The following is a 23,417-nucleotide window of genomic DNA, read 5'->3' as shown; positions in this document are numbered from 1 at the left end:
ATGACCCGATCGCGCGCCTGCGGCGCATGCCTCTGTCTCGCCGGCGCGCAGGCCGCCGGCTCGGGCTTGCCTTTGGCGGGAGTAGGCCGGCCAAGGAAAAAGACAGCCATGTTGACTACGCTGGCGTGGGCCGGAACTCGTTTGCGCGCAAACGGTTTCCGAGCGGCGACCGATGGGTCCGGCACAGCCCGGTCAGGTGGCGGGGAACGACTTGGGGGGCACCTTCACCGATCTTGTCCTGCTGGTTCCTTGCAGCGGCGCGGTGCGGCTGGCGGCATGGTCTCGGCGCGCAAGGCAGCCAAGACGGTGATCTCGGGTCCGGCCTCGGGGGTGAAGGCTGCGGCCCATATAGGGCGGCGCGCCGGGATCAGCGGGTTGATCACCTATGACATGGGCGGCACCTCGACCGATGTCGCGCTGATCCGGGGGCAGCGCCGCCCGTGCCGAACGAGACCGCGGTGAAATACGCGCTGCCGATCCACGTAACGATGGTCGATGTGCGCACAGTGGGTGCGAGTGGCGGCTGGATCGCGCGGGTGACCGCGGCCGGCCTTCTGGAGGTGGGCCCCGAACGCGCCGGCGCGCATCCGGGGCCGATCTGTTGCAGGCGCGGCGGGGTCGACCCCACGATCTCCGATGCCAACCTGCTTTTGGGACGTCTCGACCCGGGCAGACTACGCTCGGTCGCCGCGGGGACGGCGCGGGACAGGATGGCAGCGGTGTTCGAGGGCCGCCTTGGGCAACCGCTGGGACTGGACGCGGTGGGCGCGGTCGAGGCGGTGATTCATCTGGCCAACGTCAAGTTGGCGGGTGCGATCCGGATGGTGTCGGCGTCCCTGGGCTCGGACCCGCACGAATTCGTATTGCGGGGCTTTGGCTGGGCCGGGCCACTCCATGCCTCGGCACTGGCGCGCGAACTGGGCTTCCAGCGGATCCGCGTGCCTTGCCCGCCGGGGATCGCCAACGCGGTGGGCTGCGTGGCGACCGACCTGCGACACGACTTCGTCACCACGCTGAACACGCCCATCGACACGCAGTTCCTCGGTCAGACCCACCTGTTGCGGGTCGCGCGGGACGGGCCGGTCACCGACCGCGAAACCTTGCGGGCGCGCTTTGCCGACGCCTATTTCGCACGCTTCCGGGTCGAGTTGGGCGAGGGACAAACCGCCGTCGTGAACGCCAATTGCTCGGTCACCGGAGAGCGACACGGGCTTGACCTGTCGACGCTGATCGACCCCGCCGGGCGCAAGGCGACACTAGCCCCTGATCATCAGCATCGGGGGCGGCGATGCTTGACCCGATCACCCTTTCGGTCATCCAGGCGGGATTGGCCCAGGTCCGCGACGCGATGGACCTTTCGTTTTCGCGCATGGCCCTCTCGCCGGTGATCGCCGAGGCCAATGACCGCTCGGAAGGGATCTATTCGGCCAGGGACGGCGCGCTGATCGCCCAGGGCGCGGGCGGGCTGCCGGTGTTTGTGGGCACGATGCAATACTCCACCCGCGTGCTGATCGAACGCATCGCGGCCGGGCAGACCGCTCCGCCCGAACCGGGTGATACCTGTATCGTCAACGACCCCTATCCGGGCGGCACGCACCTGATGGACGTGCGCTTGGCACGCCCCTTCTATCGCGGCGGCGAGGTCTTTTGCTCGTTGTCGAACACAGGGCACTGGCCCAACACCGGCGGCGCGGTGCCGGGGGCTTTTCCGCTTCGGCCACCAGCGTCGAACAAGAGGGGCTGCGCCTGCCCCCCGTCAAGCTGTTCAAGCGCGGCCAGATGGATCGCGAGATCTACCAGATCATCTGTTCCAATATCCGCGTGGCCGACCAGCGGATCGCGGACATCAAGGCGCAGGCCGCCGCGCTGAGCGTGGGCAAGGCAAGACGAACCGAAGTGCGGGATAGCTACGGCGACGACACGGTGCGCGCGGCCATCGCGGAACTACGCACCCGCGCGGCAAGCCAGATGCGAACCTTTATCGCGACGATCCCCGAAGGCGCGCATCGGGCGGTCGCCTATATCGACAGCGACGGGGTGGTGAACGAAACGCTGGAAATCCGGCTGTGCGGTCAGCGCGCGGGCGGCAATCTGGTGTTCGATTTCGCCGGGTCCTCGCCGCCCTGCGCGGGCCCCATGAACTCGGTCGAGGCGACCACGCTGTCCTAGGTCTACCTGGCGATGCGCCATATCGCGCCTGAAATCCCGATCAGCGCCAGCGCCTTCGAACCGCTGAAGGTGACCGGCCACCAAGGCACCTTTCTGAATGCCAGGTATCCGCGCCCCGTGTCGGGCTGTTCCGCCGAGGTCAGCCAGCGCATCGCCGAGGCGGTGTTCGCCGCATTGGTGAACGCCCTGCCCAACCGCGTGACCGCCACGCCTGCGGGCACCTCGGGCAATTTCGCGCCGGGCGGCCACGCCCCCGAACGTGGCGCCGATTACGTGATGTATCGGCTGTCGGGCGGCGGCTATGGCGGCAATGCCGACCATTAAGGGCTGGCCAATGGCTGTTCGACCATCGGAATTTCCAAGGCCCCGCCGATCGAGATCATGGAACAGAAATTCCCGGTGCTCTATCGCCATTACCGGCTGCACGAGGGCTCGGGCGGGGCCGGGCGGCAGCGCGGCGGTCTGGGCCTCGATTACGAACTGGAACTCAGGCGCGGCACGGCGCGGGCAAGCTTCGTGATGGATCACGGCCGGTTCGGGCCGCAGGGCGCGCTGGGTCGCGCGGACTGGGCGCCGAACCGTTTCATGCGCACGCGGAACGGGCGCTAGGAAGTCCCGGAACACCTGTCCAAGGCACAGGACATTCCGCTGGCGCCGGGTGACCGGGTGTGGGTCCGCACCCCCGGGGCGGCGGCTATGGCGATCCGCTGCAGCGTGATCCGCAGGCGGTGGCCGAAGATGTGCATCTGGACCGTTATACCGCCGACCAAGCCAGAGACCTGTTTCGGTGTGGTGCTGGATGGCAACCCGCCCCGGATCAAAGCCTTGGCCACCGCAAGGCTGCGTGCCGCATGCCGCGCGGACAGCTGACGCAGACCGCCGCCGTCAGTTCGGCCGACAATCGCAACCGGTGGGCTGGCCCTGGTTATCCAGGCTGGGCGAACAGCACTGCTCGCCTTTGACCGTGGTGCAGCAATAGATTTCCTGTCCCGCCACGTTTCGGATCACCGGCGTGCAGGCCGGCGGCTTGGACAGGGCCGCCGGAGACGACAGCGCCACGATCAGCATCAGAACGGTTGTCATATCGCCACCTCCTTCACGTCAGACGTCGCCACGGTCAGTCCGCGGCCTTCCGCGGGAACACCCCCTCGATCACCGCGCGCAGGATATCCTCGCCGCTGCCGGCCCCGATCCCGCCGCGCGCCTCGCCCAGGTCGGGCGCCGCCTTCCGCGAGTCGAGATAGGCCTTGACCGCCTCGATCGTGCGCGGGCCGTAGATGCCGTCGACCCGACCCGCATTGAAACCCGAGGCATTCAGTAGGTCCTGTATCAGTCGGATCGACTCGAAAGACGCGGGCAGCGGCGCGCCGACGGGCACCGCACCCGGGTCGCGCAGGATGGTCAGCACGCGATCGGCCCCGAACCGGTTCTCGCCGGTCACCACCGCGGCATAACGGCCCTCGGCGCCGATCTCCATGCCCTGGACCGGGGCCTCCAGTTCGAACGCGCCGCGCGACACCAGCCCCTCGGCCTCGGTCACCGAAAAGCGCAGGACACGGCGCATCGAACTGCCCGAGACATAGATCTCGGAGCCGTCGCCGCTTGCCGCGATCAGACCGTAGGTTCCGGTTCCCGCCGCCCGCGCTGCCGGTTCCAGCGCCGCCAGGTCGATCTCGGCCGAGCGCTTGCGGGAAATGAGGATTTGCCCGTCCACGATCTCGATCTCGAACAGGTACAGCCGCCCGTTGTTCGGGTCGAGCGCAAGCACCGCCTGCCAGGGTTCGCCCCCCTCCTCGGGCGCGGGCCGCGTGATCACCGCGTGGCGGATCGAGTAGAACGTGGCAGGCGCGGCATTCTGGGCATAGATATTCGCCACCCGGAAACACTCGGCCCCGCCCTTCCTGGCATCGGAGCCGTCGAGTACACCGAATTCCAGCGCCGCCCCCTCGATCGTCGACGAGAAATAGAACACCTGCCCGCCCGCCTCCAGCACCGAAAGCTGTGCCGAGGCCCCGCAACGCAGATCGACCGTGCCCCGCCTGGTGCCCGGCGCGGCCGACGTCAGGTCATCGGGCACCACCAGGATCGAAAACGCCACCGGACTGCCGAAATAGGCGTGCCCCGCGCCATCGAAAGCGACCGACGAGAACTGGCTGTAGCCCGTCGCGTTATCGGCGACCTGGTAGAGGCGGAACCAGTCCTCGATGCCGGTCTCGGGATCGACCGGAAAGGCCAGGATGCTGCCGCCCAGCAAAAGCAGGCTTTGCTGGTTCCACCGCTGGCCAGCGACGAACAGGTTGCCCGCCGGGCTGATCGCAAGATCCGAGGCCAATGTATCCAGGGCAAGGCTCGCCTTCAGTTCCAGGGGGAACAACGACCAGTGCATCAGCCGCCCGTCGGCGATCGCGAACAACCCGTCATGGGCCTCGTCGAACGCGATGCTTTCCACGTTGCGCAACGAAAAGACCGCGTCGGCCTCGGCGCGGACGGGCCGTTGCGCCTGCTCGGCCGTGGCCGGCGACACGCAAACAGTCGCGGCCAGGGCACCGGCGGCTATGACGGATCGGAATAGCATGTCTCGTTCTGCTCCAGCCTCGGCGTCTCGGAACTCAGAAGGTCGCTCATTTGCCGCGCCGGGTCGAGGGCCAGCATGTCGCCGCCCTGGCGCCCGATGCCGGCGCTGTAGACCTTGCAGGGCAGGATCACCGGGCTTTCATAGCCTTCGCTCTCGTCGATGGTGGCATCGATGATCGCCCGCAGCACGATCTCGGGCGTGGTCTCGCCGCCATTGCCGGGGGTGACGGTCTCCTTGACAACCTGCAGGTAATACCAGCCGTTCCAGGGTTCCAGTTGGCCGGCCTCGCGCCGCGCCTCTGCAAAGAAGAAATGCTGCTGCACGAAATTGTCGGCATAGGGATACTGGTACTGGCCGCTCAGGGCCATCACCGGCGCGCCTTCCGCGCCACCCGGCCGCCCGACCGGCCCATCGACACCCCGACCCGCGACCGCGGAATGGTCGATCGCCTGGCAGGTCCGCACGATCGCCGGCGTGGTCCGGAACCGTTCGTCGAGGAACGTGTAAAAGCCCTTGACCGTCGGCGTTTCGGATACGGTCACGTCGCCCCCCTCGGCCGGCAGGAACAGCGGCGTCAGGCAGAAGCGCAGCGACTGGCTGAAAACGGGGGCCGAGATCTGGCGCTCGTAGGCCAGCGTCATCGTCACCCAGCCCCCCTCGACCCGACCAGAGAACCGCCAGATCGGCTCGGCGAGGTCCTCGTAGATCTCGTCCAGTGTCTTGCGGATCGGCCGGCCTTCCAGCGCTTCGGCCACGACCTGTTCGAAATTCTCCTGGGCCTGGCGCTGGGCAATGTTCTCGATCTTGCCGGCAAGGCTTTCAAAGGTCTTGTCGGCCATCGTCTTGGTGCTGGCGAACGCGCTGCGCAGCTTGAGCAGGTCCGCCGACAAAAACCCAGTGTTCTTCTCGACCTCCTTGGTGCGCGCCTCCAGCGCGTCAAGCCGCCCGCCGATCTCGTCCCGCGCCGTCGCGATCTGCCCGGCCAACGCGTCGATCTCGGTCTTCAACTCGATCGTGGTCGGCCGGTCGGGATAGCAACCGTCAGGGTTCTCGCTCAGCCGGAACGTGTCCGAGGTGATCCGCGCGATCGGCGTGATCCCGTAATACGCGGGTTCGCCCAGATCATCGAACTTGGCCCCCGAGACGATGCCGATCAGGGTTTTCTCGTCATCGGCCAGGATCGGGCCACCACTCATGCCCTGGGTCAACAGGCTGTCGGTTTCGATGATCCCGTCGCTGGTCATGCGCGTGGTCGACATGATGCCCGAGCGGAACGAGGGGTTGAAACTCTCGGTGCCGTTGGGAAACCCGGCGGCGAAGATGCGCTTGCGGATCATCCCGTCATCAAGCGGGCAGAACTTCAGGAACGGGCGGGTCGCCGTCCGCGCGAACTGCAGCAGCGCCACGTCGAAACTGCCCGGCACACGTTCGGGCGCGCGGATCAGCGGTTCGGCATTCCGAGAGTCCGCAACCCCCTGGGCGCCGACGCAGTTGCTGCCGGGCGGGGCGACATGCTCGGCGGTCAGAACATGCCCCTTTTCACTGACGAGCACGCCCGAGCCCACGCGAAGCTTGCCGTCCCGGTCGGTGCATTCGATGTAGATCACCGTGTCGGCCACCTCGTCGGCCAGACCGGGGGCCGCCGACATCAATGCCGCAAACAGCGCCAGCGTCGCGATCCGCGGCCGTCCCGCGTGCACGCCGCTTCGTTTCGGATCACGCCATTGCCCCATGCGGCCCTCCACCGTGACATCGCGTTCAGGCCCCCTGCGCGACCGGCCCGTGATACGTTCACTCGTACGCGATACAGCGGGCAGATGCACCATGGGTCTCTCCGGAAAAGTTCTTGCCCTCCATCACGTACTCGCCCTCTTGCAGCGTCACGGCAACGTAGTCTTCTGGATGGTTCCAGGCCCCCCAGATTTCCTGAACGAAGCAAAAGCCTTCATCCTCGAAAACTCCCAGATGGTTGTCGGCGTCCCCGGCCTCCCAGATGGCGGCCCAAGCCCCGGTCTCGGGATCGCGGAGATCGAATTCCCGGTGTTCACGGTAGCACGGCCGTTCCGCCTCGGTCAGCCCGAAGACCCGCGCGATCGAGGCGGCCGGGATGATCCCGTAATAGTTGGGCTCGCCCGAGATATCGAACTCGGCCCCGCTGACGATGCCCACCAGGCCGAAAAGGTTGCGCGAAAAGACCGGGCCGCCGCTCATCCCGGCCACGCTTTGCCCGTCGGTCTCCAGAACCCCGCTCGGGTTCGCCAATACCGTGGACAGGATGCCCTCGCGGTAGGACGGGACGCCGGTCTCGGTCTCGCCGGGGAAACCGGCGACGACGATCCGCTTGCGCACCATCCAGTCTTCCAGGCCACAATACCCCATGAAGTCGTAGTCGTCCTGGCGCGCAAAGCGCAGCAGGGCGGCGTCGACCGGCGCAGTAGCCGGTTGCAGCACCAGCCGCTGGGCATTGCGGGGATCCGCAACCCCGATCGAACCGCTGCAGGTCGAACCGAACGGCGCGACATGCCGGGCGGTCAGCACGTGACCCTGCGCGCTGACGATGACGCCGCTGCCCCGCGAAGCCTTGTTCTCCGGCGTGGTGCATTCAACGTAGACGATGGTTTTTTCTACCGCCGCCTGCACCGGCATCGCGGCCAGCCCAAGCAGCCCCGCAGCGCAAAGCCCCACCGCCGAAAGTCGTCCGGAAATCACCTGTCGCATGGCATCACTCCGCGATCCACTGGGCGATGCGCTGCATCCGCTCGGGCGTGATCCGGGTAAAGGCGTTGTTGCTGGCCCACGGTTCCTCGCCATGCAACCCGTTGGTGTGAACCCCCACGACGGTCGCGCGATCGCCACCCAGAAAAACCGGCGACCCGCTGGTGCCGCCATAGGTATCGTTCTGGTAGAACCCCTTGAGATCCCACAGAATCCGCAACGCGTCCGAACTGACCCACTGGCGCCCCGGCGGCGCCTTGTCCGCGGCATAGCCCTGCACGACCGTGGGTTCGCCCACCTCCGAGATGTCCAGCATGCGCACACCGACCCAACCGGTCGCCTCGCCCACCTGGCAATCGAGCTTGAGCGCGCCCAGATCGTAATAACGCGCGTCCTCTGCGCTGACCGACGCGGTCCAGCCGTTCAGCACATAGGCCCGCCGGACGCCGCATTCGCCAAAGGGCGTCACCGCGCGGTTCCGGCCGGGCAACACCCGGTAGCCGGAATAGGTCCGCCCCGAAAGCGTACCGCTGTGGATGCAATGGGCCGCCGTCAGCACCGTGTCGGCCGAAACCATCGTTCCCGAACACAGGCTCGTGCTGCCGAAGCCGTTGTCGAACAGGATTTGAACGATGGCGCGTTCGGGGAAGGTGGTAGTGTCGTTGACCGCCACCCGGTCGTCCTCGCCGATCACCGAGAACGGCACCCAGGATTCTGGGGTGACCGAGCGCCCGCCCATCTCGTATTCGGAATACATCGCCGAGGCGCCCGACAGCGCATCCATGATCTCGCGCGACATCGCGGCCTCGTCCACCGTGTCGCCCGTTCCTTCCGACGGCATCAGCAACACCGCGCCCGATTCCGTTCCGGTCCCGCTGCCGTTCAGGTCGAAGGAAACCGAGGCCTCCGGGTCCGACAGCAACGGCTGGGGCTCTTCCTCGTCGTCGAGATGGCGCCATTCGCGCGGGTCCAGAAGCGCGTCCTGCGTCGCCTCGTCCAGCACACCGGTCTCTGGCAGGCCCAGCTCGCGCTGATAGGCTTTCAGCGCCTCGGTTCGCGTGGCCTGGCCAGCCTCGGTGGCCGGCAAATCCTTGGGCAGCACGCCTGACCGCTCCAGGATATCCTCGAACAGACCGGTTTCGTCTGCGGCCTCGGTCATCGCCTCGGCCAGGACCACCGCCCCCTCGAATCCCAGCGCCTCCTTGCCCTGGAACACCCGGGTCCAGGCGCGATTGAACCAGACCTTGGACTGTTCGTAGCCATGCGCGCGCGGCCCGTTCACCAGCTTGCGCACGCGCAGCCGGTCATGATCGTCGGCCGCCGCGTTGATGTCGCGCGCGGTCCAATAGGCGATAGCGGCGCTCAGCCCCTCGCGGGCCTGGCGGGCCAGTTCCGGGTCGTCCTCCAGCGGCAGGCCGATCTCGGTACCCCGGGCGCGGAAATTGGCCCGACCCGTCAGCTGGATGAATCCCGAGCCGCGGTAATTCCAGCCATCCTCGGTCTCGCGCCCCCGGTTGCCCAGCCGCGCCCCGTAGACCCAGTTCGCGATCTCGCGCGGCTTGCGGGCGATCTCGCGCGCCTTGGGTTCAGAGATCGTGCGGCGGCTGAACACGCGCAGCAGCGTCTCGTAGGAATAGTTCATGTTCTCGTCGAGCCGTTTCAGCCCGCCGGTCTCGGTCATCACCTGCGCCACGAAATGGGCCATCCTCAGCGCGCTGGTGATCCCGGCGGATTCAAATTCCTCGGCGGCAGCGGCCATCGCCTCTGCATAGGCATCCTGGGCATTGGGCGAGATGCGCTTGATATCCTCGACCGTGACAAGTTGGGCACGGCTAACGGCGGGTGCGACAGCGGCCGAAAGTATTAAAGCTAGGGCAAGGGCCTTCGTTCGAAACGATGAAGAATGCGTCACTGCGGTCTCCCGAAAAGGGTTGTGGAGTCCCGGCAAAAGGGCGCAATCGCTAAAAAAAACCTCGCGTTAACTGTCGCGCTGCATGGGGCGTCTTGTCAACCTCGGTGCAATCTCGCCATTCCTGGACACACTCGCAGCCGTTACTGTGAGGTCTCCAGCATCTCAACGGCGCTCTCGATCGGCAGAAGGCGCATTTCGGGCAAACCGCCCGCCTCTGTGCCGGTCGCAGGCAGCGTCGTGCCCAGCATCGCAAGCACCTGGTCATCCCGAATGCCCCAGATCAGGTTTTCGCCCACCAGCGTGACCGTGCCCCCGTCGCTGCCCGTCACGCGCGACGTCAGCGACGCGGCAAGCGCCTCGCGCAGGTCCAGCGTCACCTCGCCATTTGCCGAGGTTCGGCCGGTCGCGGTATAGGTGACATCAGCCATCAGCGCGGCCTTGATCATCGTCACGGGCTGGTCCGCACCAAGCCGCACCCGCACGGCCTCGGCGCAGGCGGTGTCGCGATTGCGCAGCCTGCGGATCACGTCGTCATCGGAAAGCTCCAGGACACGCACGTTGGTCAGGGTGATCTTGATGTCCTCCAGCCCCTCCAGCTTGCCGCCCGCCTTGAGTTGGCTCATCAGCCCCGCGTCAAGCTCCAGCGTCCGGTTCAACGCCGCCGAAAGCTCGGTCGAGACAGAGGGCGACACCGGTATGTCCTCCAGGCCAAGCCCCAGCGCCTGTTCGGGGCGGCAAACGATGCCCAGCGCCATCGGATCGGTGCCCGTCACCAGCACCAGGGTGCCGGGCAGCGCGTGCTGGGTCGGCGGCTTGAACTCGGTAAAGCCATTCTGGCGGAGGATTTCGCCGATCGTTGCGGATTTGGGTCCGCTGTCGGCACCAAGAAGAAGGTACCCCCCCACGCCCAGCGCGGCGACAGCCCCCAACGCGGCGATGGCTTTCCAGTTCATGCGGTGCTCCTCCTCCGTTCCCCGGCGACACGGACCGGGCCGACCCTAGCATATCGCCCCCACCCGGTCGCCCGCGTTTTGCCGGCCCGCGCGGGCGCCTATACCGGGCTTGGCGCGGTGTCCCTCGCTTCTTGTCCAGCGCTGAACCGCAATCCTGTCACGCCCGCCACCTCGGCGGATTTTGGCCGACAGCACAGGGATTTGCTCGCCATGGGGCAGCCGCTGGCCCAACGCGGACTGGGTCTGCCATGGGTTGAACGGCACGCTACGGCAATCCCCTTGACTCGAATCCGGGCATCCCGGACGCTTGGTACGTAAGACATGAAACGAGACGTGTCTGGAGAGTGTGCCGGCGATATCGCCACCGCGTGCGGGAGGAGTGACGCACAAGGGGGCGGCAAAGCCCCGGTATCCTTGGGGGAGAGTGGTTTCGTCATAGAGTAGCAGTCGTTTAGGTATCGACCCGCACGGGCAGTTTTCGGGGCCTGTGCCTTTTTCGGGATTTCGGACTTTCGACGCGTCGTTGATGCAAGGAGCATCCAATGGCTGTCGCAGTGTCCTATCCCGGCGTTTACATCCAGGAAGTCCCTTCCGGCTCGCGCGCGATCGCAGGTGTGCCCACCTCGGTCGCGGCCTTCATCGGTTACACCGCGCGCGGCGCGGTCAACGATCCCGTCCAGCTGTTCAGCTATGCCGATTTCGAGCGCACGTTCGGCGGGCTGCATCTCGACAGCCCGCTGTCCTACGCGGTCAACCACTTCTTCCTGAACGGCGGGGCAAGCGCCTGGGTGGTGCGGGTGGCCGCAGGCGCCGTGGCAGCCAAAGTCGGCATGCAGACCGCGGCGGGTAACCTGACACTGACGGCCATCGCCGCCAGCGAAGGCACCTGGGCAAATGCACTGGTGCTGACCGTCGATTACGACACCGCCAACCCGAACGAGACCTTCAACCTTACCGTGACCGAGTTCGTCGAACGCGGCGGCCGCATGGTGCCCGCCCGCACCGAGGCGCATCGCAACCTGTCGATGGACCCGAACGCCGCGACCTACGCGCCCACGGTGGTCGATGCCGACTCCAAGCTCATCACCCTGCGCGACGAAAGCGCGATCGGGGCCATCGCCGGGTTTTCCCGGTCTGGCGCGCTGACCGACCCCGACGTGGCCGCGCTGGGCGACGATACAAGACGGCTGGCGATTTCCATCGACGGCGGCCCGTTCTATGAATTCGATCTTTTCGCCGCGGGCGGCGGGCTGGCCACGCTGACCGCGCTCCGCGACGCGCTGAACACCATCGTGCCGACGCTGGAACCCGCGAATACGGGCTTCTCCGGCTTCTCGGCCAGCATCGACGGCGACCGGCTGGTGGCCACCTCGGGCACCAGCACGCGGCAATCGTCGGTCCGGTTCCGCCGCGCCTCGATCCGCTCGGCCACGGCAGCGCTGAAGCTGGGGCAGGCCAATGGCGGGCGCGAAATTCACGGTTCATCGCCCACACGGCCCGCGGTCAGCGGCACGCAAGGGGTGCGCATCCCCGATTTCTCGGCGCTTGCCTTCGCCGATCCCGAGCAGATGACGGTATCGTTGGTCGACTCCACGGACACGACGATTGCCACCCACACCGTGACCCTGAACCGGACCGCCGCACCCGCGGTCGCCGCCCCCACCACGCTGGCCGAGGCGCGCACACTGATCGAACAATCCCTGCGCGGCGCCACCCACGAGGCGCTGTCGGGGGCGCGGGTCTTCGCCGTCGACAATACGCTGGTGCTGCGCGCGGGCGGCGCCGACGCGTCTTTGCGGCTGGTGCTCTCGGGGGCGGGCGCGACGACGCTGACCGTCGATTCCGCCTCGGGCGCGCTGGAAAACGTGGCCGGCTACCGCATGGGCACCGGGCCCACGGTTGCTTTCCAGGAAGGTGCGATTGGCGGTGATGATGGCAGCGTGCCGACCGAAACCGAGATCCAGGGCTCACTTGCGCAGAAATCCGGCCTTTACGCGCTGGAAGACGTTCGCGACCTCAACATCATCAACCTGCCCGAGGTGAACGATGCAGGCGTGCTGGCCAACGCAATCACCTATGCCGAGGACCGACGCGCGATGCTGTTGATCGACATCGATGCATCGGTCACCGATTTCGACGGCGCCCGTGCCTGGATCGAGGATCCGGCCAATGCGGGGCTCAGGCACCGTAATGCCGTCGTCTATTTCCCCCGCGTCTCGATGCCCGACCCGCTGCAGGGCGGCCGGCCGCGCGCCTTCGCCAATTCCGGGCTGATGGCGGGGCTGTGGTCGCGCACCGACGCCCAGCGCGGCGTCTGGAAGGCGCCCGCGGGCATCGAGGCGCGGCTGAGGGGCGTGAGCGCGCTGGATTACGCGCTTTCCGACCAGGAAAACGGCGTGTTGAACCCCTTGGGTCTGAACTGTTTGCGCACTTTCCCGGTCTTCGGCTCGGTCAGCTGGGGTGCCCGCACCATGGTGGGCGCCGACGCGCTGGCCAGTGAATGGAAATACGTTCCCATCCGTCGGCTGGCGCTGTTCATCGAGGAAAGCCTTTACCGAGGCACGCAATTCGTGGTGTTCGAACCGAACGACGAACCGCTCTGGGCGCAGATCCGGCTGTCGGTGGGCACCTTCATGAACCAGCTGTTCCGCCAGGGCGCGTTCCAGGGGGCCACGCCGCAGGACGCCTACCTGGTGCGCTGCGACAGTTCGACCACGACCCAGGCCGATATCGACCTCGGGATCGTCAACATCGTCGTGGGCTTTGCGCCGCTGAAACCGGCCGAGTTCGTCATCATCCAGATCCAGCAGCTGGCCGGCCAGAGCCAGAGCTAAGGGGAGGCCGAGAAAATGGCAGAGTTCGCCGTCAACACCCACCGCTTCGACCCCTACAAGAACTTCAAGTTCCGCGTGAAATGGGATGGCCGCTACGTCGCGGGCGTGTCCAAGGTGGGCGCGCTGAAACGCTCGACCGAGGTGGTGGAACACCGCGTCGGCGGCGATCCGTCGACCAGCCGCAAGTCGCCGGGGCGGTCCAAGTTCGAGGCGATTACCCTGGAACGCGGCGTCACCCACGACACCGATTTCGAGGCCTGGGCCAACCTCGTGTGGAACGTCGAGGCGGGGCTGGGCGCCGAGGTCTCGCTCAAGGATTTCCGTAAGGACATCATCATCGAGATGTACAACGAGGCCGGCCAACTGGCGATCGCCTACAAGGTTTTCCGCTGCTGGGTGTCGGAATTCCAGGCGCTGCCCGAACTGGACGCCAATGCCAACGCCGTGGCGATCCAGTCGATCAAGCTGGAGAACGAGGGCTGGATACGCGACCGCGAGGTGGTGGAACCGACCGAACCTTCCTTCGCGGGCGGATGACGGGCCCGGGAGGGCCTTGAGAGATGGGTGGAGGACTGAGCGCAGAAGCGATGCTTGCGGCATGGGAGGCCGGGGCGCGGCGCGGTTCGCTCGACAGGGCGCTGACATTGCTCTGGGCGGGCGGCCAGGGAGAAGGTGCGGCCGACCTGGCGCTGGTCGAACGGGACCGGCGTCTCTTGCACCTGCGCCGCGCCACTTTCGGCCCCGTTCTGGACTGCGTGGCAACCTGCCCGGGCTGCGGCGCGAGTGTCGAGGTGACACTGGACGCGGCCGCCCTGGCGGATGCGCTCGGCTCCGCCGCGCCCATGACCGTCGCAATAGGGGGGCGCGAGATTGCACTTAGACCGCTGACCAGCCGCGATATCGCCGCGACCGAGGGCGTCGCGCCCGAGGCCCTGCCGGGCTTCTTGCGCGCACGGCTCGCCCCCGGGGCCGAACCGCTTGACGGAACCGACGCCGGGGTGCTGGAGGCCGAAATCGAGGCGCAGGCCGCGGCGGCCGAGGCGCGCTGCCGGATGGCCTGCCCCGATTGTGGGGCCGCGTGGCGGGAGAGTTTCGACATTGCCGCCCATCTCTGGGCCGAGGTCGAGGCCGCGGCACTCCGGCTGCTGTCCGAGGTGGCGGACCTGGCCCGCGCCTATGGCTGGAGTGAGGCCGAGGTGCTGGCGCTTTCGCCCGCCCGCCGCGCGGTCTACCTGGCGCTTGCGCGCGAGGCGACATGAGCGCGCTGGCCCGCCTCGTGGCCCGGGCGACCGGGCAGGCCCCCGGGGGGCTACGGCCCCGCCTGCCCGCGCGGTTCGAAACCGGAACCGGCGACGCAGCGCCCGGCATAGAGACCGTCACCGAAACCGCCTCGGCGCGCCCTGCCGTAACGCCCGACGACCGCATTTCCCCGATGCCGCCACAGGCCGCGGCACCGCCGATACCCTTGGACATGCCCCCCCCGCATCGGCCAGCCAAGGCGCCGCCCCGGCGCGCCCGGCAAGATGTGCCCGACTTCACGCCTGCGCGCCCTGCCGAAGCCGGACACACCCCCACCCCGATGCAACCGCCCCCCTTGCAGCCACCGGCACCACCCGCCACCGGGCGTCCGCCCCGCCCGTCCCAGAGCGCCAAATCCGCGGACGATGGCGTAGCGCCGGCCAAGCCCGCCCCTGCCGCATCCGCCGTTCAGGCCGCCCCGCACCCCAGTGTAGAGACGATCCTCGGCCCGCCACCCGCCCGCCTGCTGCCCCCCGGACCGCCGCGCCCCGCCCCGGCCCCGCACGAGCTGCGCACAGGCCCGGCATCACCCCCCCGTCGCGCCCCCACACCGCCCCCGGCGCCGCCCGAGATCACCGTCCATATCGGCAGGCTGCACGTCACCGCCGAACCGCGCGCGCCCCAGCCCGCCCCGGAACGCCCGCGCCCACCACGCGCCACACCATCCCTATCAAATTACCTCCGCGGCAAGGAGGACAACGCATGAGCAACGTCCTCGCGCTGTCGGCGGTCACGCAGCTGCTGAAAAGCATGCTGCATGACGCCCTTATCGAAGGTGATGCCTCGCAGGCGCTGGGGGACGACTTCTCGGTCACCGCCCTGCCCCCCGACCGCATCCTGTCCGACACCGGCGAGGCGCAGGGCAACCAGTTGAACCTTTACCTGCACCGGGTGACACCGAACGCGGCACTCACCAACGCCGACCTGCCGACCCGCGATTCCTCCGGTCGGTTGTCGCAGCGGCCCCGCCTTGCGCTCGACCTTCATTTCCTGCTGACCGCGGTCTCGCCCGGCCAGCTGAACGCCGAAACCCTGCTGGGCTATGCGATGCAGGCCTTCCACGAAACCGCGATCATCCCCCGCGCGCTTGTCCGCAGCGCGCTTGCCGCGGGGATCGCCGGCGATGTCAGCCCAACACCGGCCTGGCTGGAACAGGCGGCGCGGCTGGCCGACCAGGTGGAACTGATCAAGATTACCCCGCAGCCGCTGTCGCTGGACGACATGTCCAAGGTCTGGACCGCGCTGCAGACCAGCTATCGCACCACGGTCGCCTATGACGTCTCGCTGGTGCTGATCGAGCGCGAGATCCCCACGCGCCCCGCCCTGCCGGTGCTCAGCCGCGGCGGTCTGCGCGATCCCGACACCGGCCGCGACCCCGGTGTGGCGCTGCGCCCCGACCTGATGCCGGGCGTACCGATGCTGACCGGGATCGAACCGCTGGACGGCCAGCCGGTGATGCGGCTGGGCGGCCGGGTCGCGTTGAACGGGATGGCGCTCGACCGCGGCACCGCCACGGTGCACTTTACCGAAACCGACACGGGGCTTTTCCTGCAACTCGCGCCGCTGGCCCCATCGGGACCGAACCGCGTGGTGGTGGACCTGCCCGCCGGCGCACCGCTGGCCACGGGCCATCCCCTGGCCGACACCGGGCGCGACCCCGGCGCCTGGCGGATCGGCGCCTACTCGGTCGCGCTGCGCGTGATCGGCGAGGACGGGCGCGAACTTTTGACCAACGCCCTGCCGATGGCCTTGGCCCCCGCCAGCACAGCGTCCGCGGCGGCCTCGGCCGGGGGCACGACGATCACCATGACATCCGAACCGCCCATCCGGCAGGGCCAGTCGGTCGCGATCATCCTGGGCCGCGAAATGGCCTTGATCGACAGCCCCGCCGCGCCGACCGGTAGTGTCGAGGCCGAATTCGCCGGGCTGCAATCGGGGGCGGCCCTGCCCGTGCGTCTGCGCGTGGACGGCATCGACAGCCCGGTGATCGACCGGCTGGCCGAGCCGCCGGTGCTGGAAACGGTGACCATCCCGTGACCGCCAATCCCCGCATACCACCCCATGCCGAGGCCGCGACCGAGGCACTGCGCGCAGCCCTCGCCCGCCACGCCCAGGCGCTGGCCGCGCACGTGTCCGCCCCCACCGTGGCCCCCGGCCCGCTGCCACGCGAAACCGCCGCGGGATCGGCGTTGGAAACCCTCGCATTGCGCTTCGGGCTGTCGCCGCTCGAGGCCGACCTGCTGGCGCTTGCCGCCGGGCCCGATCTGCACGCCGGACTGGCAAGTGCCATCGCCGCGGCGACAGGCGGGCCGCGGACGGATGTCTCGCTTGCCCTCACGGTCCTCGGCCCCGACGCCTGGACCGCGCTCTGCCCCGGCGCGGCGCTGCGCCATCACCGGTTGCTTGCTTTGGAAGGTCCGGGGCCGATGCTCCGACGCAGCCTGAGCGTCGACGAACGCATTTTGCATTTCCTGATGGGGCTGAACTACCTCGACCCCCATCTTTCGGGCCTTATGCGGGCGATCCCGCTGCCCGACACCCCGCCAGCCGGCAGCGCCGGGCAGAGCGCGGCCGAAATCGCCCGCGCGTGGGACACCGCCGGCCCCCTGCCGGTCTTGCTGCTGGCAGGACCGGACCCGGCCACCGCCCGCGCCGCGTTTACCGCGGCCGCCGCCGCACTTGGGCTGACGCCCTGGCGCATCGCGGCCGCGGACGTTCCCGCCGCCACACCCGAACGTCACGCCCTGGCGCTCTACCTCGACCGGGAACTGGCTCTGACCGACGGCGCGGCGCTGATCGAGGCCGGTCCAGACGGGGCGGAGACCGCCCGCGCACTGGCCGACGTGATGCAGGGCCCCACCGCCATCGCCGCGCCGGACCCGGCCCCGCCCGACCGCGCACCGCGCCTGCGGATCGAGACCGCCGCTCCTGACATTTCGGAACGCCGCGCGCTATGGCGCGAGGCGCTGGGCGCACCTCGCGCGACGGCCCTTGGCCCCGCGCTCGACCGGCTGGCCGGGCAGTTCGGGCTGGATCGCGGCGCGATCGGCGCGGCCGCCGACACGCTTGCCCCCGACAGCCCGCCCGACGCACTGGCCCCCACCCTGTGGCAGGCCGCGCGCATCCAGGGACGACGCCGGCTTGACGGGCTGGCCCAGCGCATCGACTCCCGCGCCACCTGGGACGACCTCGTGCTGCCCGCCGCGACCCTTGCCCATCTCGCCGACCTCGCCGCCCATGTCCGCCAGTCCTGGCGCGTTTCCGAAAGCTGGGGCTGGCGCGCGAAAAGCCCGCGCGGCCTGGGCGCCGCGGCGCTGTTCGCGGGGGCGTCCGGCACGGGCAAGACACTGGCCGCCGAGGTGATCGCGGGGGAACTCGCGCTCGATCTCTACCGGATCGACCTCAGCCAGGTCGTCAGCAAGTATATCGGCGAGACCGAGAAGAACCTCGCCCGCGTCTTCGACGCCGCCGAAGCCAGCGGCGCGATCCTGTTGTTCGACGAGGCCGATGCCCTGTTCGGCAAGCGGTCCGAGGTGCGCGACAGCCACGACCGCTATGCCAATATCGAGGTCAGCTATCTGCTGCAGCGGATGGAGGCGTATCGCGGTCTGGCCATCCTGACCACCAACCAGAAAGGCGCGCTGGATTCGGCATTCCTGCGCCGGCTCCGCTTCGTCGTCACCTTCCCCTTCCCCGATGCCGCCGCGCGCATGGCGATCTGGACGCGCATCTTTCCCGCCGCGACGCCTGTCTCGGGGCTCGATCCGTCCCGTCTGGGCCGGCTGAACCTGTCGGGCGGCTCGATCCGCTCGATCGCGCTGAACGCAAGCTACCTCGCGGCGGAAACCGGCGGGCCCGTCACCATGGGCCACGTGCTGGCCGCCGTCGAACGGGAATACGCTAAGCTGGAAAAACCCTTTACCGCCGCCGAACGGAGGGCCCTGGAATGACCGGGCAAAAGATCACGCTGACAGTCGACGCGCTGACGGTCGAGGGCGGCAGACTCTCGCGCCCGGCACTGGAGCGCGCCATCGCCGCCGCCCTGACCGAGGCGCTGACCGGCCAAGGCGCCCCCCTGACGCCCGACAGCAAGGCCATGGCCCACGCTGCCGGGCAGGCCCGCCCCGGCCCCCGCGATCCCGGTCCCGAAGCGGCCATCGGCCGTGCCGTGGCCCAGGTCGCCAGCGGAGTGCTCAAAACATGACACGCCCCGCCACCCGTACCACCGCCGACCCCGCGCCCGCCGCCACCGCGCGGCTTGCGATCCAGCCCAAGTTGACCCTCGGCCAGCCCGGCGACCGTTACGAGGCGGAGGCCGACCATATCGCCGATCAGGTCGTCTCGGACCGGCCCGTGCCGCTGACCGGCCCGTTGCCGGTCACGCCACTCGTCCAGCGCCAGCCCGAGGAGGAAGAGGAAGACGAGGAAGAACTGCAAATGAAATCCGCCGGACGGCCCGTGCCCGCGGGCGCCGCCATCGAGGCCGCGGCCGCCGCGGTGGCCGACGGCGGGCGGCCGCTCTCGCACGCCGAACGGTCCTATTTCGAGCCGCGCTTCGGCCGCGACCTGTCCGCGGTGCGGCTGCATGACGGGGCGCGGGCGGCCTCGGCCGCGGGCGCGATCGGTGCGCGGGCCTACACGCTGGGCCGCAACGTCGCCTTCGCCGCCGGCCAGTACGACCCCGCCAGCCGCGAAGGCCGCCGGCTGATGGCGCACGAGTTGACCCACACGTTGCAACAGGGCGCGGGCGTGATCCGCCGCCAGGGCCCTGCCGCCCAACCGGCCGCCCCCGTGCGCCCAACCCAGGTCACGTTCAATTTCAACGAGAACCAGGCGATCCCTGCCGCCGCCGGGGGCACCCAGACCCTGACTGCCTCGACCAATGGCACCCAGGTTACCTGGTCGATTACCGCAGGCACCGCCGCCGTCGCCGCGGGCACGACCATCGCGGCCAATGGCGACATCACGCTGGACGCCGCGCAGGTCGGCGGCACGCTGAACGCGCGGGCAACGAATTCCGCGGGCTGGTTCGAACATCCCTTCCGCGTGGCATCGGTGCCGACCGGGATTTCCGCCACCGCGCTGTCCTCGGCGCTGAACTCGTCCGCCACCGATTACGGCTGGGCCTTCCAGCATACCTTCACCAGCGCGAACGGCTCGCAGACCGTGCTCGAGAACCTTCGCATCGGCGAACATTTCCCGACCGCGCCCAGCCCCAATGCGGCGTCCCACGTGTTCAGCGGTCAGAACTGGCCCTTTGGCAGCGGCGCCGACAGTTTCACCCTGTCTACGGGCACGCTGGCCAACGACGCGGCGGGCAGCTGGGCGCTGGACAGCGCGGGCCAGTTCGGCCCCGTTCCCGCGGGTTCGACGCTGGCCAGAGGCGACAATGTGAGTACCGCCAAGGCCGGCATCAACGTGGGTGACCACGTGTTAAGCCATTCCAACACGCAACCCCGCAACCGCCTGCCCGTGTCGCTGACGCTGACCCAGGAGTTCCATTATTTCAACCAGCGCGCCGCCGCGGGCAGCCGCTGGACCCGGTTCACCACGACGGCACACAGCCGCACCCTGCGCCGGCGGGGCACGGACGTGGAATTCGTCACCACCGTGAACGGTGTCGAAAAGGTGCAGGACTATGTCGGCAAACCCGCGGTGACGAACCTCACCGCCTCGCCCGCGAACATACCGAAAAGCGCCACCGCCCCGCCCGCAGCCCCCGGCGCACCCGCCGCTCCCGCCCCCGCCGCCCGCACCGTCTCGCTCAGCGTCGAGGCCCTGCCCGGCACGCTTCCCACCGGCACCTCGCTCAACTGGACGTTCGTCGGCAACAGGCTTGGCTGCTCGATCGCGCAGAACGCAGCCGATCCCACCCGGGCCACGCTGACCATCGGCACCACCGCCGGCACGGTCACCGTGCAGGTGGCCGACAACACCGGCACCAATTCCGACCGCGTCACGGTGACCATCTCATGACAGGCTTTGCCCGATCCCCGAAACTGACCCGTGCGGGCCTGGTGCTGATCGATCCCGGCAGCGGCGCGGTAACCCGCATCGTCTCGTTGCAATACGCCGCCGACACGCTGACCCGCAAGCTGACCGCCCAGGCGGTCGAGGCCGAAGGCGACCGCTCGCACCCCTTGCGCTTGACGGGTCCGGCGGTGGAAACCATCACCTTCGACGCCGAACTCGACGCGACCGACCAGCTGGAATTTCCCGACAACAACCCGTCGGCGGTGGAAACCGGGCTGTTTCCCGCGCTCGCCGCCCTGGAATCCTTGCTGCACCCGACGGTCGCGCAGCTGGAACGCCAAAGCGCCCAGCGCAAGAGCGGCAGTTTCGAGATCACACCCGCCGAGACGCCGCTGGCGCTCTTCGTCTGGAGCCGCAGCCGCGTGGTGCCGGTGCGGCTGACCGATCTCTCGATCACCGAGGATTTCTTCGACCCGGCGCTGAACCCGATCCGCGCCAAGGTCAGCCTGTCTCTGAGGGTGCTCAGCGTGGCCGATCTGGGATTCGAGCACCGCGGCGGGGGTCTGTTCATGGCCTATCTGCAGGGCAAGGAGGCGCTGGCCGCGCGCGCCGCGGCCGGGCAGTTGGGTGAACTGGGACTTGGGGGGCTGCCGACATGAAGAACCCGATCCAGGCCATGTTCGAGGCGGGCGTGGTCGAACGCACCGATTTCCCGCCCGAAAGCCGCTATCACAGCGTGCCGACCGCGCAGGTCAAGAGCGCCGACGGCCAGCCCGTGACCCACCTCAAACGCCGCCTCTCACCGCCGCCCGAGGAATTCGCGCTGCGCCACCTGCGGACCACGCGCCAGGGCGAGCGTCTGGACCAGATCGCCGCGGCCGAAACCGGCGACCCGGAGATGTTCTGGATGCTGATGGACGCCAACGGCGCGCTCTGGCCCGAGGAACTGGAAGAAACCGGCGCCGAGGTTCGCATCACCCTGCCCCGCGGCGTGCCCGCGCCCGAAGAGGAATAGCCCCATGATCAAGGGCATCGACATGACCGTGCTGTTCGGCCCCGGGGTCCCGGTCCCGGCGCCGGCCTCGGTCGTCGATGCCTTGCGATCCGTCACCATCGAGGAGAATTCGGGCGAGACGCAGTCGGGCTTCGATCTGGAATTCGCGGTCGAGAAGGATTCGCCGCTCAACACGATCTTCCTGCTGGCGGGGGGCGCGGCGCTACCGATCCTGCGCGTGGCACTGGTCGCCACCGTCAACGGGCGGGCCACGTCGCTCATCAACGGTGTCGTCACGCGCACCTCGCTCAGCCCCGGCACCGGCGGCCAGCCCGCCACGCTGCGGGTGCAGGGCAAGGACCTGACCGCGGCGATGGAACTCTTGGATTTCTCGGGCCTGCCCTACCCGGCAATGCCGCCCTTCGCCCGGGTCGCGATGATCCTGGCGAAATACGCCTGGCTTGGCGTGATCCCGCAGGTGATCCCGTCCGTCGAGGGTCCGCCCCTGCCGACCGACCGGATGCCGCGCCACCAGGACACGGACCTTGCCTATATCCGCCAACTGGCGCGCGAGGCGGGTTATACCTTCTTCATGAAACGGGGGCCCGCGCCCGCCACCAGCTATGCCTATTGGGGCCCCGAGGTGCGCATCGGGCAGGTGCAGCCCGCGCTGACCGTCGATTCCGGCAGCCCCACCAATGCCGAGGAACTCAGCTTCACCTTCGACAAGGCCGGCACCGAGATGCCGATCGTGTTCATCCAGAACCGCGAGACCCGCGCGCCGATCCCCATCCCGATCCCGTCCGCGGTCCCGTTCCTGCCGCCGCTCGGCGCGATCCCGCCCATGCCGCCCAAGATCGCGCGGTTAAGGGACACCGCCCGGCTCAACCCGCTCGAGGCACTGGCCCGCGGGTTTTCCCACGCCGCCCGCCATTCCGACGCGGTCTCCGGCCAGGGCCGGATCGACGTGCTGCGCTACGGGCGCATCCTGCAGGCGCGGGGGCTGGTCGGCGTGCGCGGCGCGGGCGCGGCCTTCGACGGGGTACATTACGTCGACAGCGTCCGGCACGAGATCAAGCGCGGCAAGTATACCCAAAGCTTCACGCTGAAACGTAACGGGCTTTTGCCCACCCAAGCCTCGGTGCCGGCATGACGCAGCAATATTTCGGGAAATACCGCGGAACGGTGGTCAGCAATGTCGACCCGATGATGATGGGCCGGATCACGGCGATCGTGCCCGATGTCTCGTCGGTGGCGCTGACCAGCTGGGCAATGCCGTGTTTCCCGATGGCGGGCATCCAGACCGGCAGCGTCGCGATCCCGCCCCCCGGCGCCGGCGTCTGGATCGAGTTCGAGCGGGGCGACCCCGATTACCCGATCTGGACCGGGGGCTTCTTCGGCTCGGCCGCCGAGGTGCCCGCGCTGCACCTGATGACGCCGCCGGGACTGTCGGCGCTGACGATGCAGACGATGGCCCAGAACGGGGTGACGGTCACCGACCTGCCAGGGCCGACGGGCGGCATCGTCATCAAGACGCCTGGCGGCGCCTCGCTGATCGTGAACGACACCGGCATCTACATCCAGAACGGCCGGGGCGCCTCGATCACGCTGGTCGGCCCCACCGTCACCGTCAACAACGGCGCATTGACCGTGATCTGAGGAGGTACACATGCCCGGCCCCGTCCTGCATCTCGGCGCAACCGTCACCTGCTCCCATGGCGGCCAGGCCATGCCGACCGCGCCCTTTGCGCGCGTCCTGGTCTCCGGCCAGCCGGTCGCCACGCAAGCTGGACCCTGGGCGGTCGCGGGCTGCGGCTTCGTGCCGCCGGGCGGCAACGGCCCCTGCGTCACCGGCACCTATGTCACCGCCGCCACCCGCGTTTTCGCGGGCGGCCAGCCCGTCGTTCTGATGGACAGCGTGTCGGTCTGCACACCCACGGGCACGCCGCTGTTGCCCGTGCAGGCGCAGACCCGCGTGGTGGGGACCTGAGGC

At 68.6% G+C, this 23,417-nt stretch carries 20 protein-coding genes and 1 pseudogene; 15 read left to right on the top strand and 6 right to left on the bottom strand.

Features of this window, described 5'->3' with window-relative positions; translation table 11 throughout:
• The first annotated feature begins 276 nt into the window (after window positions 1-276).
• The 3 genes and pseudogenes from EV662_RS20045 to EV662_RS19875 all read left to right on the top strand — a co-directional run bounded on the left by EV662_RS20045 (window position 277) and on the right by EV662_RS19875 (window position 2,778).
• Window positions 277-462 carry a hydantoinase/oxoprolinase family protein gene (locus EV662_RS20045; RefSeq protein ID WP_279533248.1) on the top strand — a complete coding sequence of 62 codons (186 nt, stop codon included), beginning with the start codon at window positions 277-279 and terminating at the stop codon, window positions 460-462.
• Window positions 441-1,388 (top strand): hydantoinase/oxoprolinase family protein, encoded by a 948-nt coding sequence (locus EV662_RS08880; RefSeq protein WP_279533247.1) that lies wholly within the window; start codon window positions 441-443, stop codon window positions 1,386-1,388. Before EV662_RS20045 ends, EV662_RS08880 begins: the two co-directional genes overlap by 22 nt.
• Window positions 1,289-2,778, top strand: a pseudogene (locus tag EV662_RS19875) (hydantoinase B/oxoprolinase family protein). The gene EV662_RS08880 and the pseudogene EV662_RS19875 overlap by 100 nt, the downstream one beginning before the upstream one ends.
• 276 nt (window positions 2,779-3,054) lie before the next feature.
• Here EV662_RS19875 and EV662_RS08870 read toward each other — a convergent pair.
• The 6 genes from EV662_RS08870 to EV662_RS08845 all read right to left on the bottom strand — a co-directional run bounded on the left by EV662_RS08870 (window position 3,055) and on the right by EV662_RS08845 (window position 10,324).
• Window positions 3,055-3,252, bottom strand: a complete 198-nt coding sequence (locus EV662_RS08870) for a hypothetical protein (protein ID WP_132461804.1) — start codon at window positions 3,250-3,252, stop codon at window positions 3,055-3,057.
• Window positions 3,253-3,286: 34 nt separating this feature from the next.
• On the bottom strand, window positions 3,287-4,744 hold the full coding sequence (locus EV662_RS08865) for a peptidoglycan-binding domain-containing protein (RefSeq protein ID WP_132461803.1): 1,458 nt from the start codon (window positions 4,742-4,744) through the stop codon (window positions 3,287-3,289).
• A complete protein-coding gene (locus tag EV662_RS08860) occupies window positions 4,723-6,477 on the bottom strand; it encodes a S1 family peptidase (RefSeq protein WP_165915562.1) in 1,755 nt (584 codons plus the stop codon). The genes EV662_RS08865 and EV662_RS08860 overlap by 22 nt, the downstream gene beginning before the upstream one ends.
• A gap of 58 nt (window positions 6,478-6,535) precedes the next feature.
• Window positions 6,536-7,462, bottom strand: coding sequence for a S1 family peptidase (locus EV662_RS08855; protein ID WP_207903603.1), 927 nt, complete (start codon window positions 7,460-7,462; stop codon window positions 6,536-6,538).
• Window positions 7,463-7,466: 4 nt separating this feature from the next.
• Window positions 7,467-9,371: a trypsin-like serine protease gene (locus EV662_RS08850; RefSeq protein ID WP_132461801.1), complete on the bottom strand. Its 1,905-nt coding sequence runs from the start codon at window positions 9,369-9,371 to the stop codon at window positions 7,467-7,469.
• Window positions 9,372-9,511: 140 nt separating this feature from the next.
• Window positions 9,512-10,324 (bottom strand): hypothetical protein, encoded by an 813-nt coding sequence (locus EV662_RS08845; RefSeq protein ID WP_132461800.1) that lies wholly within the window; start codon window positions 10,322-10,324, stop codon window positions 9,512-9,514.
• A gap of 542 nt (window positions 10,325-10,866) precedes the next feature.
• On the opposite strand from EV662_RS08845, the gene EV662_RS19725 reads away from it, so the two are divergent.
• The 12 genes from EV662_RS19725 to EV662_RS08785 all read left to right on the top strand — a co-directional run bounded on the left by EV662_RS19725 (window position 10,867) and on the right by EV662_RS08785 (window position 23,414).
• On the top strand, window positions 10,867-13,158 hold the full coding sequence (locus tag EV662_RS19725) for a phage tail sheath family protein (protein ID WP_132461799.1): 2,292 nt from the start codon (window positions 10,867-10,869) through the stop codon (window positions 13,156-13,158).
• Between the two features lie 15 nt (window positions 13,159-13,173).
• Window positions 13,174-13,695, top strand: coding sequence for a phage tail protein (locus EV662_RS08835; RefSeq protein ID WP_132461798.1), 522 nt, complete (start codon window positions 13,174-13,176; stop codon window positions 13,693-13,695).
• Window positions 13,696-13,745: 50 nt separating this feature from the next.
• On the top strand, window positions 13,746-14,417 hold the full coding sequence (locus EV662_RS08830) for a hypothetical protein (RefSeq protein WP_132461797.1): 672 nt from the start codon (window positions 13,746-13,748) through the stop codon (window positions 14,415-14,417).
• Between the two features lie 742 nt (window positions 14,418-15,159).
• Window positions 15,160-16,494, top strand: a complete 1,335-nt coding sequence (locus tag EV662_RS08825; protein WP_132461796.1) for a Pvc16 family protein — start codon at window positions 15,160-15,162, stop codon at window positions 16,492-16,494.
• The gene (locus tag EV662_RS08820) at window positions 16,491-18,407 is read left to right on the top strand and encodes an ATP-binding protein (protein ID WP_207903602.1); all 1,917 of its coding nucleotides are present in this window, start codon (window positions 16,491-16,493) and stop codon (window positions 18,405-18,407) included. The genes EV662_RS08825 and EV662_RS08820 overlap by 4 nt, the downstream gene beginning before the upstream one ends.
• Complete coding sequence (locus EV662_RS08815) at window positions 18,404-18,661, top strand: hypothetical protein (RefSeq protein WP_132461795.1); 258 nt, start codon at window positions 18,404-18,406, stop codon at window positions 18,659-18,661. The genes EV662_RS08820 and EV662_RS08815 overlap by 4 nt, the downstream gene beginning before the upstream one ends.
• Window positions 18,658-20,433: an eCIS core domain-containing protein gene (locus EV662_RS08810; protein ID WP_132461794.1), complete on the top strand. Its 1,776-nt coding sequence runs from the start codon at window positions 18,658-18,660 to the stop codon at window positions 20,431-20,433. Before EV662_RS08815 ends, EV662_RS08810 begins: the two co-directional genes overlap by 4 nt.
• Window positions 20,430-21,089, top strand: a complete 660-nt coding sequence (locus EV662_RS08805; RefSeq protein WP_132461793.1) for a hypothetical protein — start codon at window positions 20,430-20,432, stop codon at window positions 21,087-21,089. The genes EV662_RS08810 and EV662_RS08805 overlap by 4 nt, the downstream gene beginning before the upstream one ends.
• Complete coding sequence (locus EV662_RS08800) at window positions 21,086-21,445, top strand: hypothetical protein (protein WP_207903601.1); 360 nt, start codon at window positions 21,086-21,088, stop codon at window positions 21,443-21,445. The genes EV662_RS08805 and EV662_RS08800 overlap by 4 nt, the downstream gene beginning before the upstream one ends.
• A gap of 4 nt (window positions 21,446-21,449) precedes the next feature.
• Complete coding sequence (locus EV662_RS08795) at window positions 21,450-22,577, top strand: hypothetical protein (protein ID WP_132461792.1); 1,128 nt, start codon at window positions 21,450-21,452, stop codon at window positions 22,575-22,577.
• A complete protein-coding gene (locus tag EV662_RS08790) occupies window positions 22,574-23,083 on the top strand; it encodes a phage baseplate assembly protein V (protein WP_132461791.1) in 510 nt (169 codons plus the stop codon). The genes EV662_RS08795 and EV662_RS08790 overlap by 4 nt, the downstream gene beginning before the upstream one ends.
• Window positions 23,084-23,093: 10 nt before the next feature.
• On the top strand, window positions 23,094-23,414 hold the full coding sequence (locus EV662_RS08785) for a hypothetical protein (protein ID WP_132461790.1): 321 nt from the start codon (window positions 23,094-23,096) through the stop codon (window positions 23,412-23,414).
• The last annotated feature ends 3 nt before the right edge of the window (window positions 23,415-23,417 follow it).

Origin of the sequence: Rhodovulum marinum (assembly GCF_004343075.1) — a bacterium.
In the GTDB taxonomy this organism is placed as follows: Bacteria; Pseudomonadota; Alphaproteobacteria; order Rhodobacterales; family Rhodobacteraceae; genus Rhodovulum; species Rhodovulum marinum.
Note: the sequence above shows the minus strand (reverse complement) of the source record. Positions and strands in the feature narration are given on the sequence as shown.

Coding starts and splice junctions, on each gene's coding strand:
- EV662_RS20045 (WP_279533248.1), top strand. CDS start 277: ATGGTCTCGGCGCGCAAGGCAGCCAAGACGGTGATCTCGGGTCCGGCC.
- EV662_RS08870 (WP_132461804.1), bottom strand. CDS start 3,252: ATGACAACCGTTCTGATGCTGATCGTGGCGCTGTCGTCTCCGGCGGCC.
- EV662_RS08865 (WP_132461803.1), bottom strand. CDS start 4,744: ATGCTATTCCGATCCGTCATAGCCGCCGGTGCCCTGGCCGCGACTGTT.
- EV662_RS08860 (WP_165915562.1), bottom strand. CDS start 6,477: ATGGGGCAATGGCGTGATCCGAAACGAAGCGGCGTGCACGCGGGACGG.
- EV662_RS08855 (WP_207903603.1), bottom strand. CDS start 7,462: ATGCGACAGGTGATTTCCGGACGACTTTCGGCGGTGGGGCTTTGCGCT.
- EV662_RS08845 (WP_132461800.1), bottom strand. CDS start 10,324: ATGAACTGGAAAGCCATCGCCGCGTTGGGGGCTGTCGCCGCGCTGGGC.
- EV662_RS19725 (WP_132461799.1), top strand. CDS start 10,867: ATGGCTGTCGCAGTGTCCTATCCCGGCGTTTACATCCAGGAAGTCCCT.
- EV662_RS08835 (WP_132461798.1), top strand. CDS start 13,174: ATGGCAGAGTTCGCCGTCAACACCCACCGCTTCGACCCCTACAAGAAC.
- EV662_RS08830 (WP_132461797.1), top strand. CDS start 13,746: ATGCTTGCGGCATGGGAGGCCGGGGCGCGGCGCGGTTCGCTCGACAGG.
- EV662_RS08825 (WP_132461796.1), top strand. CDS start 15,160: ATGAGCAACGTCCTCGCGCTGTCGGCGGTCACGCAGCTGCTGAAAAGC.
- EV662_RS08815 (WP_132461795.1), top strand. CDS start 18,404: ATGACCGGGCAAAAGATCACGCTGACAGTCGACGCGCTGACGGTCGAG.
- EV662_RS08810 (WP_132461794.1), top strand. CDS start 18,658: ATGACACGCCCCGCCACCCGTACCACCGCCGACCCCGCGCCCGCCGCC.
- EV662_RS08805 (WP_132461793.1), top strand. CDS start 20,430: ATGACAGGCTTTGCCCGATCCCCGAAACTGACCCGTGCGGGCCTGGTG.
- EV662_RS08800 (WP_207903601.1), top strand. CDS start 21,086: ATGAAGAACCCGATCCAGGCCATGTTCGAGGCGGGCGTGGTCGAACGC.
- EV662_RS08795 (WP_132461792.1), top strand. CDS start 21,450: ATGATCAAGGGCATCGACATGACCGTGCTGTTCGGCCCCGGGGTCCCG.
- EV662_RS08790 (WP_132461791.1), top strand. CDS start 22,574: ATGACGCAGCAATATTTCGGGAAATACCGCGGAACGGTGGTCAGCAAT.
- EV662_RS08785 (WP_132461790.1), top strand. CDS start 23,094: ATGCCCGGCCCCGTCCTGCATCTCGGCGCAACCGTCACCTGCTCCCAT.